This is a genomic window from Shewanella sairae (assembly GCF_023283535.1).
GTDB lineage: Bacteria > Pseudomonadota > Gammaproteobacteria > Enterobacterales > Shewanellaceae > Shewanella > Shewanella sairae.
On sequence record NZ_JAKILT010000079.1, the window covers coordinates 1 to 14,222 of the forward strand.

A 14,222-nucleotide genomic window follows, 5' to 3' on the forward strand; every position below is an offset into this window, starting at 1 on the left:
ATGAGTTTTACGTGGTTTATTTGTTTTCATAAGTACCTCAATGGTGATTGTACTTACTTAGTGGAGTGTCTAAAAGTAGTGGCAGGGATCAATCTTGTGCGTAATAGCTTAGAACATGGCACTGAAAGCGTCATCATTAATCAATCTAAGACAAAAATTGAAATAATTAACTCAATGTCTCCGCATAATAGTAGTGGTTTTGGCTTAGGTTTGATGCTGGTTGAACGCTTAGCAAAGCAATTGAACTGGAATTATTACTTGATTAGGGATAACAATCAATTTCGCGCCACACTGTTTGTAAAGTATTGAACTTAATTAAATGAAAAGGCTAAGCAGTCACTTTATTGCTTAGCCTTTTTTGTTAATTATCATCGATGATTTTTTTAATTTACTAGCTAAATCTAATAATAGAAATTTTTTGACATAGTTTTGACGTATTAATATTTTTAGATTTAATTATTTGACGAATATTTCACGTTGGATATAAGATATTTTCTAAAGTTTTTATAGTTTTTCTAATGTTTACTTCCTAAAACCACAGTAATGACTAAAAAGAGTATAGATAGAGATAATGCTCACAAAGTCTATTTGATGATTGTTTAATCTGTTGTTGAATTTACTATTTAGGAACAGCATATGAAAAAGCAACTTATTACAGCACTTTCTGTTTTTCTCGTTGCCCCTGCAATGTCTGCGACTTCTGTCGATATTGGCTATAAAGCGTATACCTCAGAAACTAAAGATGACAATGGTGGTGCTTATGATCAGCCTTTTGTTAAGTTAACTCATTTTAATAAGGCTGATTGGGGCACATTACTCGCTTATATAAAATTGGAAAACCCGGGAGAAGTGCAGGATGCCCAAGATGATAAGCAAGGAAAGTTAACCGTAAAATCTTTGGTGATTGTCGATAAGCAAATTGGTGACTCAAGCTATAACTATTGGGCACAAAACTTCCTTTCATCTAATCGCACTGTAATGGAAGACAACTTGTATCTTGGTGTTACGACAAACCGAAAGTATGGCGATCTATTTATTAATACCGGTATTGGTTTGAATTATTCGGCTGCTAGCTTTTCTCCTACAGGTGCAAATTTTGACGGAATAAGCGGATACGCTGCAGTGATTAATGCGAGCTACCCATTTTCAGCTTTTGGCTTAAAAAACGCATTATCAGTTAATTATGAAGGTCAGTTTGACCGTGATGAAGATCATATGAACACATTAGGTTACGACAGTTATGGTCATCAGATAATCACAACCCTTAAAACCAGTATTACCGACTCTTTTTATACCAAATTGCATCTAACGCATTTCGATAGCTGGGGCGCAGCGCCTAATGACGGCATCGAATATGGCATTGCTGTTGGTTTTAGCTTTTAGCATTTGATTGAAATAATAGGAATTTAATCGTGATTAGAAAAACAATAATTGCTAGTGCTATTTTTGCACTAACCGTGGGTTGTTCTGTACAAGATTCTGGAACAGTTGTTACAAGTGAAGGCTCTGCTTTTGGTAAGCATGGTGAGATAAAAGTTCAAACTTCCACTAAAGATGGTCAATTAGTCGACATCAATGTTATTCAACAGAAAGAAAACAAGGTATTAGCTGCCTCTGTTTACACTGAAATGAAAGATGACATGATTAATCAAAACACTACTGAAGTTGATGCTATCAGTGGTGCAACAGTAACCAGTAAAGCTTTTAAAGAAGCCGTAGAAAGCTCATTGGCTGCTGCAGGAGTGACCTTGGTTGCTGGTTTAGCTAAGGCGAAAGATGTTAATAAAGAAGTGATTGCCACAGAGCAAAACTTTGATGTTGTGGTTATTGGTTCGGGTGGTGCAGGCCTTAGCGCTGCGATCACTGCAAAAAATGCTGGTGCAGATGTCGTTATTATCGAGAAAATGCCAACAGTTGGCGGTAATAGCCTTATCACCGGCGGACAAATGAATGTACCGGGTAACTGGGTGCAAAAATCAATGGGGATTGAAGATAGCATTGATATTTTCGTTAAAGATACGCTAAAGGGAGGCGATTACTTAGGTGATCCAGAAATGGTTCAACTTATGGCTGAACAAGCGCTGCCAGCTGCAGAGTGGTTACGTGATTATATTAAAGTCGATTTCTATCAAGACCAATTATTCCAGTTTGGCGGACATAGTGTTAAGCGTGGTTTGATCCCAAGAAACCATACTGGTGCCGAGTGGATCAGCAAGTTTATGGCGAAAACAGATGAGCTTGAGATCCCAATTCATACTCGTACAACAGCCACTGCTTTAATTCAGGATCAAAATGGTCGTGTGATTGGTGTTGAAGCGGAGAAAAACGGTCAAAAGATCACTTATATGGCTGATCGTGGTGTCGTCATGGCGACTGGCGGTTTCGGGGCTAACGTCGCTATGCGTACTAAATATGTGCCAGAACTAGACACCCGTTACGGTACGACAAACGCTCGAGGGATTATGGGGGACGGTATTGTGATGGCTGAAAAGTTAAATGCCAAGACGCACAATATGGAGTCAATCCAAACATACCCAATTTGCCATACTGACACCGGTGTTATCTCGTTAATCGCAGACTCTCGCTTCTTTGGCGCGATAGTGGTGAACAAAGAGGGTAACCGTTTTGTTGAAGAGCTTGAACGTCGTGACGTAATTAGTCGTGCTATTTTAGCGCAAACTAACCAACAGGCTTATGTTTTATGGGGCAGTGAAATCGAAGAAATTGCTGAAACAGTTAAGGTTCATAAAGATGAATTTGCTGAATTAAATCGTAAAGGCATGATGTTTAAAGCTGACTCGATAGAAGAGTTAGCAAGTAAGTTTGGCGTAGATAAGCAGGCATTATTGGCTCAGGTTGACCGTGTTAATCAATTTGCTAAATCAGGTAAGGATGGTGAATTTAACCACCGCGGAGGGCTAAAGCCAATCATGAAAGCGCCTTTTTATATGCTAGTTGCTAAGCCATCTGTTCATCACACTATGGGTGGCTTGATGACAGACACTAAAACCCGTGTACTGGATACCAAAGGTCAAGTTATCGATGGTTTATATGCTGCAGGTGAAGTGACAGGTATGACCCACGGTTCTAACCGTTTAGGTGGCAACGCAATTACTGATATTACCGTTTTTGGTCGTATCGCAGGTAAAGAAGCTGCTGCACACTAAATTGCGCTAGCGTGTAATCAAAGTGTCGTTCACATGAGTGAGCGGCACTTTTTTATTCGTCAAATCACTCTATTTGAACCCTAATTAAAGGTGCTCGATGAACATGCATAAATTTTTATACTTATTGCTTTGCTTATTTGTACCTCAAGTATGGGGCATGACTCAGAATATACATTTTAGTGGTGAAACAATGGGGACAACTTACTCAGTGCAGTTGGACTTAACCAATATAGATGTAACAGCAGAGGAGCTAAAAAGACGGGTTGAGCTTGAGTTAGATAAGGTAAACCAATCTTTATCTGTTTTTAATGAAGACTCTGAAATTACTCGAGTAAACCGATCGACTTCTAAAGAGCCTATTACTCTATCAAATCGACTTTATGATGTGCTTGAGATTTCTAAACAGGTTTCACTGCAAACAGATGGCGCGCTGGATATTACGCTTGGGCCCGTGATTGAGTTTTGGGGATTTGGGGTTAAGCCTAGGGAGCTTAAACAAAAGGACCGTGGACAACTGGAGTTAGCTCGTTCAAAAACAGGCATGGATGGATTCGCATTAGGCGCTGATAAGCTCGAGAAAATCATTCCTAGCTTAACTATTAACCCTTCCGCTGTCGCGAAAGGGTATGGCGTAGACCGTGTGGCAAATGTACTCTCTGAGGCTGGAGTCAATCGTTATCTTGTCGAAATCGGTGGAGAAATAGTGACTAAGGGCGAAACGGCAGAGGGGAAATCATGGAAAGTTGCGATTACTCGACCTGAAAAGCTCAGTTTGCAATTTCAGCAGGTGGTTGGCTTAAATAATATGGCAATTGCAACCTCTGGCAGCTACGTCAACTATATCGAAACAGCAGGGCAAACATTGAGCCATATTATAGACCCAGAAACGGGGATGCCGATTAAAAATACGGTAGTGTCTACTACGGTATTACACCCTCAATGCGCTGTTGCGGACGGCTTTGCGACAGCTTTTATGGTGCTGAATTTAAATCGTTCAATTGAAATAGCCAACCAGCTAGGTTTAGCTGTGATGCTAATTGAGAAAACCGAGCAGGGGTTTAAGGCGCATTTTAGTCATGCAATTTATCCATACTTGTTAAACCATAGTGGCACTCAAAATGGAGTTTAACCAATCGCTAAGGTGCATCGTTATATTTAGCGCCGTAGTAGCAATATGCTCTGGTTCAATGTTGATAGGGTTAATGCTTGTTGGCTAAGTGGATGAATATTTACTGTTATTTAAAATATAAAGGCCCATATGCTGAGCCTTTATAATCGAGCAGTATTAACACTTAGAGAAGCTATTTAAGCTTGAAAACGGTTTTGCAGATAATCAAATACGGCGCGAATACCGAATGCTTCACCGCCTACTGGGCGACCTGGAAGTTTGCGCACGTTGTATGCCATAACGTCAAAATGGCTCCAGCTAATGCCTTTATCAACAAATTCTTCTAAATATAGTGCTGCGGTAATTGCGCCGCCAAACGGGGTTTTAGCGCAGTTAGCGAGATCGGCAATATCACTACCTGTTAAGTCAAGGTAGGGTCTGTGCAGTGGCATACGCCAAACTGGGTCATCGACTTTTAAACCTGATGCAGTAAAGCCGGCAGCAACGTCTTCATCATTACTGAAGAAGCCCGGTAGCTCTGTACCTAGTGCAATGCGCATTGCGCCGGTAAGCGTAGCAAAGTCTATCACTAGCTCTGGTTTATCGTTATTGGCTTCAGCTAATGCGTCACATAGTACTAGGCGACCTTCAGCATCGGTGTTGTCAATCTCAACCGTAATACCTTTACGCGTGGTAATAACATCACCTGGTCTAAAGGCATTAGCCGATACTGCATTTTCAACTGCTGGTACCAGTACGCGTAACCTTACTGGTAAGTTATGCGCCATAATCAGTTGAGCAAGGCCAATAACATGGGCTGCGCCACCCATGTCTTTTTTCATTAAGCGCATGCCTGAAACCGGTTTTATATCGAGCCCGCCCGAATCAAAACACACACCTTTACCAACAAGGGTCAGTTTAGGAGCAGATTCATCGCCCCAAGTTAGATCAATCAAACGCGGCAAGTTTTCGCTGGCGCGGCCAACCATATGGATAGTGGGATAGTTTTGCTCGAGTAGTTCATCACCAATAATTTGTGTGATACTTGCGCCAAACTCTGTAGCCATTTCAGTCATTACATCACCAAGATGCTGCGGCATCATATCGGCTGCAGGGGTGTTGACTAAGTCACGCACTAGCGACACTGAGCGGATAAATTTATTGGCTTCATCTGCCTGCGCTTGCGTTGGTACAACAAGTTGCGGCAAGGCTTTATCATTTTTTTTGTAGCGGTCAAATTTATATGCACCTAGTCCCCAGCTAAAAGCAGCCGTTTTTACCTGGGCTTCGCCAGCATTAAGTACATATTGGCCTGCGGGTAGTTGGTTGGCTAGTTCACCACAAAGCCAGTATGAATCGTCACTGTTACTGACAAAAATAACCTGCGCTAATTCACCGTCAGCGTTAGGAATAAGGCTTAGACCTTGACCTTTAAATTGAGTGCTAGTGAGCCAGTTTTGTGTTTGCGGGGCTTGATCGGCTAGCCATTTTGCAAAAGTATCGCTATTAAAAATAGATAAAGGGGTGCCTGAAGCACCGGAGATAATAAGGTTGCTCATGTAAGGACTCGTATTGTTATTAATAATGAGAATAGCTTGCACAATAGAGTAACAGGCCTTGCGATTATGAGAAAGGTAACAAGGGCTTATTTTGAGAGCTAATTAAGGTTGGTTTTCAGACTAGAGGTGTCGCTGAGGTAGTGGAAATTTTTAGTCGTGTATGTGTTAATTGGTATTCAAAGTGATGAGCTTTTGAAGAACTTGAAGAGGCTAAAGCTGGATAATTGCTAGTTAAACTTAATTACTCAGAAGTTGACTCTAGTTTCGCTTTTATTGCATCGCGGCGAATATTGGCCTTACGTTCTGACATATTGTTAAACGAGCTAGGAAGTACGTCGACGCCAACTATTTGGCCAAGCTTAACCACTAACGGAATCGTGATGGGAGCAAAAGGTAAGACGGCAAACATGCCAAGACCTAAACCTTTTAAGAGATCGGCAAACTGCTTATTGGCCTCAGTCAGTTCTTCTTTTGAAGCTTGCCTACAGGTATAGCGCTTATAGGTGACTAACATATCTTTAGTTTCCTGCTTTTCTTGTGCAAGCGCGTCCTTCAACACTAACATGTCGCGTTTTAGGCGCAGCCAAAATCGGCGTCTTCCAATACGGAACACGCGAACAGGGGCTTTATGTATGTGACTGTAGATTTTCATGAAGGGCGATTGTGCCACAGTCGACACATTAAACCTAACCTCAAGCGGGGATTAAAAGGTAATAAAGTGTCAACTGCGGGCTAAAGCAGCATTTACTCGCTTGATTAGCCTGCGCGTAAACTTAAGATCTCGCTAAGCACAATCGGTTCTGGGTAGCGACAAAACGCCGTGTCTTTTTGATCAATGGCGTAAATAGACATGCGGTCAGCCAGTTCATTGCCTTCAATCCCCACGTGGGCAGCAACATGCTGAATATTAAGCTTATCTTTTAATGAGTCATATAGCGCATGGGATTGCTGAATGATATCTAAATTTTTGATATCGCCAGCAACTTTACGTTTCCAACCTTTGGTTTTCCAGCCATAAGCCCAGTTAGTGATACAGTTGATTGAGTACTGCGAGTCACTTAATATTTGCACCGTAAGCCCTTGTTTAAGTGCTTTTTCAGCCAGTAATAGGGCTTGATGCAAGGCATTTAATTCAGCGGAGTTGTTGGTGCCATTGGCGTTATAAAGGCCATAATAAAGCTCGGTTAATTTAGCGTTTAGATAGACTGCTACACCAGAACCCGCTTTGCCTGGGTTAGGCTCGCAGCCGCCATCGGTAAAAATGGACACATCACAGCGGCTAAGATCGATATCTAAACTCGCTTTCGGCGCGGTTTTAGCTTTGGCTGGGCCTGAGGCTGGTTTTTTAGCACTATTACCATAGTTGGTGCCATAGCTTGGCGCGTTGGCAAATGCCGCTTTGGCTTCAGCTTCGCTTGGGAAGGACTTATATTTAGCCTGTGGAAACTTATCAACGAGTTTCTTGGTGTAATCCCAGCTGGTAAAAATACCGGTTTCACGGCCAGCCCAAACTACGTAATATTTTTTAGCCATAAGGCGTATATCCTAAATCTTTATAAAGAAGATGATTACAACTTACCGCTGTAATCATTAAATAGTTATTGGCTTTTTTTGCAATGGGCAAGCAAATCGACGAAGAACTGAGAGCCTTTGCGCTCGGCAAAAGCTATATTGCGCTCCGGAATGGTCTCTGGCTCATCGTAAGTGGCTAATGCCAACTCCATACTGGCCTCACGAATAATATGCAGCGTTGGGTATGGTGAACGGTTAGTGTAGTTTGCCGCTGAGTCTTGAGCTTCATCTTCAAAACAGTAGTCGGGGTGGAAGCTGGCTAACTGATACTCGCCTTCATAACCTTGTTCTATGAGAAGGTCATTAGCAATATCGACTAAATCTAAATATAGGTAAAAGCCTTCAAAACCGCGCGGTAAAATAAACAAGGTGGTTTCTATGTCTTTATTTTCATCTAAGTAAATACACTCGTCGACCAGAGCTTGCAGTACATCTTGCATACGTGATTCATCAATAACGGCATAGCGAATACTCGCACGCTCGATTTCACGTCGTGCAAAGGGGCAAATGTTATATTTCATAATCACTTGCTTAACCCAGTTTTCGGTTTCTGTTGCGTATGCTTGTAATTCGGGATCGATAACCTGAGTCATTTGGTACTGCCATTGGAGAGTTATGGCCGGATCATAGGCAGGATCGACAACACAAGCAAGAGCGCCATGGTGACATTGAATATTTTCTGTTGTCTTTGGTTCTTTAGTAATCGCTTTAATGCGACGCCAAAGCCTAGCCATACAAAAGCACTGGGCACAGCAATAAAAAAGAACACTAAAGCGATGGTGAACACTTGTGGTGTAAGCGCTTGGCTCATCGTTGTAAAGGTGGCGACAGCGCCAATTCCCATGATCCAAGCCTTAGGGTTTACCCACTGAAATGCAGCCGCTTGTAAAAATGACAGCGGAGCCGCAGTATCTTTACCGTTCATTTTGGCACTGCTGTTAGCTATCAACCAAGCGAGATATAGCATATAGCTAATGCCAACATATTTGATGATGCTATGCAGTAGCGGATAGGTTTGAAATACAGCACTAAGACCTAACCCAATCGCCAGTACCATAGTGGGAAAGCCGATGCAGATCCCTGATAGGTGAGGTAGGCTACGTTTAACACCAAAGTTGACCCCTGATGACATTAACATGATGTTATTGGGCCCAGGTGTGATCCCCGATGAAAAGGCGAATAATGCGATGGTTAAAATCAATTCCATAGTCAAACTCAAAAGTTAGTGCAGCAACAGCATAGTTAGCCATCTTAGATTATCGATGCATAAATAACAGCTAATCTACATCATAATGAGGCATTCTAACGTTATCTATACACGAGGGTAATAGTAATATGGCTGGGCTTCAGCTCTAGCTTGACAAGATAATAAGTCATACCTTTTTGTTATATAAAAAATCATAAAACGGTAGTGGTGATTTTTTACTCGTTTTTGATGGTTTTTTATTCACGCTCTAGCGGTTATTTTGGTTAAGTAGTGGTAATTTGACGCTTTTATATTATGCCATCAAAAATACTATTCAATAGGGATTTGCACTACTAGAGTATTGGTCTGCAGTATTGTTTTTTCATTCAATTGAATTCTCAGTTTTAATGGGTGCATTTGATTAGAGTCTACTTATGCTGCGGTGTTTCTGCTATTTACCTTTTTACATGCTGCCATCTGTCTTTTCTTAAATTTATAGCCTCTCATAAGAGCAGGAAGGCCTAAGCGTTTAGCGAGGGTTTTCAGTTAACTCGTTTCTTTTTGCCATTTATTTGACCCTTGAATGTTCATTCAACAGCTTGATGCAATTTATTTTCTGCAGAGCAGAAAGGTTAATTTTTGCACTTGATTATGAATATTGTATAAATTATAAATTAAACGTCTTTTGTTAACAAAAGATTAACAATCATAAAAATAATACAATTAAAGACACGGCGTTTAACGCTCATCATCGTCAGTTTATCGCTTCTTGCAGTTAGGTGGTTTTACGACGCAGCCGTGCATAATTTGGAGTCAAACATGTCAATTAAATCATCAGTTTCATTGCTTAAACGCAGCCCGTTTAAGATCCATGCTATCGCTCTGGCTTGCAGCGCTGTTTTATTACCAGGCGCGGCACTTGCAAAAGGGGAAGTTGCTCCAACAGCAAAACAGTCTGCTAAACCTGCACATGGAAAGGCGACAAACAATCGCTTTGAAAAGGGCGCTAATATCCCAGGTCAACAAAAAGGTGCGGATAATAGCCAGCGCCAGCAAGCACCAAAGAGTAAGCCTGTAAAAAAGATTGAAGGGCCAATGGGCGCAATAGGCCCTGCAGCAGAAGCTGAAGCAAATGAGTGTAGTAGTGAACTTGCAAACTTAAGTGGGCAAGCGTTATTTGATTTTGTCAGGCAAGCGGATATTTCGTGTATTTCTGAGCTTTACTCTCGAAACGATGCAGCGTCTGTTGCCGCTTACCAAGTTGAAAATGTTGTTTCTGTCGCTAATCAGGCCAAGAATATTGCAGCAAGTTACGATAGCCGCAGTGGATCTGAAATGCGTAACTTGTTCTATTTTCTACGTGGCGCATTTTACATTGAGTTCTACAACGACGACTTAACTTATAGCGATACTCAAGCTGCAGACGCGCTATATTCAGTTCTGCTTGAATATGCAAAAAATCCTCACTTATTTGATCTAAGCCAAGATGCTGGCGATACCTTGTCTGAGTTTTTCACTTCTTGGTCTAGTGCGGATCATATTTTAGAAAGTGTGCCGGTTATCACCGACTATTTGCAGCGATTTGATGCGAACTTTTTAGCAAGTAACCGCCATCGCGCGGCGTTAACGAGTGCGTTAACCACGCTTTACTATGGAAGTTGGGAAGAAGACTACAACAAGAAAGCCATGGAACATGGCGACTTGATTGATGCACTGCTGAATATTGCGACTAGTGATTACATTATTAATTCAGCTTATCAATATGAATCAACAGACGCTTTTCATGAGTTTGGTCGTTTCTATGAATATCAACAGTACTGGGATCTTCCGCAAAGCCTAAAGACACGTTTAAACGATGGCGTGCAGTTATATATGGGCAAGTTTGAGCGTATGTCTGCTGAATGGGCTGATGGTGCAGGCTACCTAGATTACTACAACCCAGGAGAGTGCGAGCAGTTTGGTATTTGTGGCTGGGAAGAAGAGCTTGAGCAAACGGCTTTACCGATTAACTATAACTGTAGCGATACCATCTATATTCGTGCGCAGCAGCTAACGGATAATGAGTTACAAGATTCATGTGATCTCATGGGCGCTGAAGAAACCTTATTTCACAATGTATTGGCAACGGGTTATCAACCGGTAGCTGATGACTTAAATGAAAGTCTAGAAGTGAATATCTTTGATAGTTACGCAGACTATGCGCAATACGCTGGTGTTATTTTTGGGATTAGTACTGATAACGGCGGTATGTACTTAGAAGGTACACCATCGCAGGAAGGTAATCAGGCAAGATTTATTGCTCATGAAGCAACTTGGACTGAAGACATTTTAGTTTGGAACCTCAAACATGAATATGTGCATTACCTTGATGGTCGTTTCAACCTTTATGGTGCATTTAATTATTTTGATATCGATACCGGTAAGTCAGTGTGGTGGTCTGAAGGTTTAGCTGAATATATTTCTAAGCAAAACCGTAATGATGGCGCAATTGATTTAGGTCGTTCACAGGCTTACAGCTTGAGCGAGATTTTATCTAACACATATAATAGCGGCTCAGAACGTGTGTATAGCTGGGGTTATTTGGCGGTACGTTTCCTATTTGAAAATCACAGAGACGATGTCGATGCTTTATTGGTTCTTGCTCGTGGTGGTGATGCTGCAGGCTGGCTGGCTTATATCGACAATACTATTGGTCAGAATTACAACAGCGAGTGGAATACTTGGTTGGCGTCAGTGAGCAGTAATGATGACACGATAGATACCGGTATTGTTGTGCCAGTGGACTCCGATGGTGATGGTGTTGCTGATAATCAAGATGCATTCCCCAATGATCCTACTGAAACACAAGATAGTGATAACGACGGTGTCGGCGATAACGCTGATGCTTTCCCTAATGATGCTACAGAGACGACAGATACAGACGGCGATGGCTATGGCGATAATTCAGATGTTTTCCCGAGCGACCCGACTGAATGGGCTGATTCCGATGGCGATGGCATAGGTGATAATGCTGATACCGACGGTCCAATTGATCCGGTTGAAAACTGCGGTGTGGCAACCATAACAGATGGTAACCTCACTAAAGAGCAAACGGAGTGTGTTGCAGGACGAGATATTAACTACTTTTATACTTATATTGATGAAGATAATACGCCGCTTTATATATCAACAGCTGGTGGTAGTGGAGATGTTGATGTGTACTTCAATCAAAGTATTTGGGCTAAGCCATCTGCTTATACAGATAAGGCAACAACAGCAGGTAATAATGAGCAATTAGCGGTAACGGCAAATCGTGGCTGGGTTTATATCAGTTTAGTGGCGAATGCTGAGTATGAAGGTGTCAGTCTAAATGTGAGTCTGACTGATGGTGGTGATACAGGTACAGACCCTGTAGCGGTTGCCGATGCTTGTGCTACGCAATCACCATACAGCTATGGCGGTGTTGAGTTTGGTGAAGCAGTTTGCATTGCAGATGGTCACTCAAGCTATTACTTCTATGTGCCTGCAAATACTGCTGAGGTAACAGTTGCAAGTGGTCACGGTAGTGGCGATGTTAACTTGTACGGCAATAGCCAAACTTGGGCTGGACCTGACTCATTTGAAGTTAAATCTGAAAACCAAGGTAACGTTGAAAAATTAACGATTAGTACACCTGCTGAAGGTTGGTATTACATTAGCGCAGATGGCGCGCCATCAAGTACTGGTGTAAGTTTAGTGGTCGATATTAAGTAAAGTTCTACAGCCGATTATTGATATCGGGAAAGTCAAAGCCGGCTCTGTTGAGTCGGCTTTTTTTATTTTTAGCGTCACTAATTCAATCGTATTTAGAATTATTACCTGTAAACCGATTATATGAATAATGTCACTAATAGCCAGATAAGGTCGACAGTAAATGCTAGTCAGGTTAGGTTAATGTTTAGGCTGTTACTCTAAAGCTCTACATTAAGAGGGATTTTGCACATATGATTAAAAAATATATCTCAGTAGTCTTCATGGGGTTGTTTCTAATAACTGCATGTAGCTCAACCGATAGTTTAGAGCAAGCTTCTGCCACCCGTACTACCATGGTTATTAGTGGTGATCTTAGTGGTTTAAATAACCATTCCAAAGCATTTTCTTGGCACCCAACCATGTTTACGGTACATGCTAGCGATGGCGTAGATAGTGAAGCAGTGGTTAAGCATATGCAAAAAGCCATTACCAAAGTGATGCTAGATAAGGGGTATCACTTAGCTCAAGCTCATGAAACTCCTAGCGTGCTGGTGGGCTATGGTTTAGCACTTGAGTCAGAAATGAGCGATAAAGAGATATTAAAGAAAGCGGGGTTAGTTGCTGGGCTTTCTACCGCTGGTGTTGATGATAAGTATGAAAAAGGCTCGGTATTAGTCGCTTTATTTAACCCCAATAGCCCGATGCCAATTTGGCGAGTATTAGCTCAAGGTTTTGCTGAGTTAGATAAAAGTCCTGAGCAGCGTGAGCAAAGGTTCGAGCGTCTTTTATCTAGAATGCTTAAACCGGTACCTTTTCTATAATATTTTATACTTTATTTATTGTTGGTTAAGTGGTTAAAAAAATTACCTCTTTACGTGTCACTAGTTATTTCTGCATAAAAAATGTTCACTAGCTCTAGGTTTTGTCTATATAATGCTCACTTTAGGTGTGATTGCGAACAGGGCGTTAACTTATTTGAAGTGAGGTGTAGGTAAGTGGAATTGCTTATTGGAGTTATATTATTGTATTCAGGTTATTTTTTAGGTGGTGTGGCTTTTAGGGCTGGGCTTCCTGTTAAGCGTTGGGCACTTGCTGGAGTATTGTTAGGCCCAGTTGCATTTCCTTTGCTAAATTCACATAAGCAATTGGCTTATCGCAAAGCAATGGGTAGGCATGGAAGAATGATAAAAATATAGGTGTTTGCTTTCAATCCTAGTTTAGTTTTTGCGTTAAACAGGGCTAAGGCTGACTTGCCAAAAAGATTACAGGTAAACTTGTAGTGCTATTTTATCGCAATCGTAGCTGCCTCATTAGGAAAAAAGGAGCAATTAAGCTCCTTTTTTGGTTTATCAGTTTAATAATTCCACCATGCTTTGGCAGGCGTCACTCTTAGTTGGTTTAAGCCTTCTGGTAATGGAACTTTTTTGCGTGTAGGTTTTGTTAATCCAAGAAACATCATCAATGAGTTTAGCATCATTACACCTCTCAATTTTACCTATGCTTTTTTAGTCCAATCTATCTCCACCAACCTTTGGCTGGTATGACTTCTAGTGTGTTAAGCCCCTCTGGGAGCTGTACTTGCTTACGTTTTTGTTTCTCAATACCAAAAAATTTAAGAATCAAACTAGGCATTTTCAATGTCCTTAACTAAGCAGTGATCGTATCAGCGGTATACTTAATGTTTGGAATGCCGGCGGTATACTTAATGTTTGGAATGCCGGCGGTGTACTTAATGTTTGGAATACCAGCAGTGTACTTAATGTTTGGAATACCAGCAGTGTACTTAATGTTTGGAATACCAGCAGTGTACTTAATGTTTGGAATACCGGCAGTGTACTTAATGTTTGGAATACCAGCAGTGTACTTAATGTTTGGAATACCAGCAGTGTACTTAATGTTTGGAATACCAGCAGTGTACT

The 14,222-nt window shown here is 41.4% G+C and carries 12 protein-coding genes and 1 pseudogene; 7 read left to right on the forward strand and 6 right to left on the reverse strand.

Going from position 1 to position 14,222, the window contains the following annotated elements:
• The 4 genes and pseudogenes from L2748_RS21470 to L2748_RS21485 form a co-directional block, all read left to right on the forward strand.
• Window positions 1–309: pseudogene (locus L2748_RS21470) on the forward strand (hypothetical protein); the annotation flags it as partial.
• 327 nt (window positions 310–636) lie between these two features.
• Complete coding sequence (locus L2748_RS21475; RefSeq protein WP_220783053.1) at window positions 637–1,383, forward strand: outer membrane protein OmpK; 747 nt, start codon at window positions 637–639, stop codon at window positions 1,381–1,383.
• A gap of 29 nt (window positions 1,384–1,412) precedes the next feature.
• Window positions 1,413–3,167 carry a flavocytochrome c gene (locus L2748_RS21480; RefSeq protein ID WP_373317234.1) on the forward strand — a complete coding sequence of 585 codons (1,755 nt, stop codon included), beginning with the start codon at window positions 1,413–1,415 and terminating at the stop codon, window positions 3,165–3,167.
• A gap of 103 nt (window positions 3,168–3,270) precedes the next feature.
• Window positions 3,271–4,296 carry an FAD:protein FMN transferase gene (locus L2748_RS21485; protein ID WP_246616264.1) on the forward strand — a complete coding sequence of 342 codons (1,026 nt, stop codon included), beginning with the start codon at window positions 3,271–3,273 and terminating at the stop codon, window positions 4,294–4,296.
• 176 nt (window positions 4,297–4,472) lie between these two features.
• Here L2748_RS21485 and L2748_RS21490 read toward each other — a convergent pair whose 3' ends face one another.
• The 5 genes from L2748_RS21490 to L2748_RS21510 form a co-directional block, all read right to left on the reverse strand.
• Complete coding sequence (locus L2748_RS21490) at window positions 4,473–5,834, reverse strand: leucyl aminopeptidase family protein (protein ID WP_220783055.1); 1,362 nt, start codon at window positions 5,832–5,834, stop codon at window positions 4,473–4,475.
• Window positions 5,835–6,075: 241 nt separating this feature from the next.
• Window positions 6,076–6,486, reverse strand: a complete 411-nt coding sequence (locus tag L2748_RS21495) for a hypothetical protein (protein ID WP_220783056.1) — start codon at window positions 6,484–6,486, stop codon at window positions 6,076–6,078.
• A gap of 104 nt (window positions 6,487–6,590) precedes the next feature.
• Complete coding sequence (locus L2748_RS21500; RefSeq protein ID WP_220783057.1) at window positions 6,591–7,367, reverse strand: ribonuclease H family protein; 777 nt, start codon at window positions 7,365–7,367, stop codon at window positions 6,591–6,593.
• A gap of 65 nt (window positions 7,368–7,432) precedes the next feature.
• Window positions 7,433–7,999 carry a DUF1415 domain-containing protein gene (locus L2748_RS21505; RefSeq protein ID WP_220783058.1) on the reverse strand — a complete coding sequence of 189 codons (567 nt, stop codon included), beginning with the start codon at window positions 7,997–7,999 and terminating at the stop codon, window positions 7,433–7,435.
• A 20-nt stretch (window positions 8,000–8,019) separates the two neighbouring features.
• The gene (locus L2748_RS21510) at window positions 8,020–8,613 is read right to left on the reverse strand and encodes a LysE family translocator (RefSeq protein WP_220783059.1); all 594 of its coding nucleotides are present in this window, start codon (window positions 8,611–8,613) and stop codon (window positions 8,020–8,022) included.
• Window positions 8,614–9,411: 798 nt separating this feature from the next.
• Between L2748_RS21510 and L2748_RS21515 the strand changes: the two genes are divergently transcribed.
• From L2748_RS21515 to L2748_RS21525, 3 genes are all read left to right on the forward strand, one after another.
• Window positions 9,412–12,324, forward strand: coding sequence for a M9 family metallopeptidase (locus tag L2748_RS21515; RefSeq protein ID WP_220783060.1), 2,913 nt, complete (start codon window positions 9,412–9,414; stop codon window positions 12,322–12,324).
• A 230-nt stretch (window positions 12,325–12,554) separates the two neighbouring features.
• Window positions 12,555–13,124: a DUF4136 domain-containing protein gene (locus L2748_RS21520; RefSeq protein WP_220783061.1), complete on the forward strand. Its 570-nt coding sequence runs from the start codon at window positions 12,555–12,557 to the stop codon at window positions 13,122–13,124.
• Between the two features lie 174 nt (window positions 13,125–13,298).
• Window positions 13,299–13,499 (forward strand): hypothetical protein, encoded by a 201-nt coding sequence (locus L2748_RS21525; protein WP_220783062.1) that lies wholly within the window; start codon window positions 13,299–13,301, stop codon window positions 13,497–13,499.
• A gap of 451 nt (window positions 13,500–13,950) precedes the next feature.
• On the opposite strand, the gene L2748_RS21530 is transcribed toward L2748_RS21525, so the two are convergent.
• A partial coding sequence (locus tag L2748_RS21530; RefSeq protein ID WP_248957741.1) for a hypothetical protein occupies window positions 13,951–14,222 on the reverse strand: 272 nt, incomplete at its 5' end.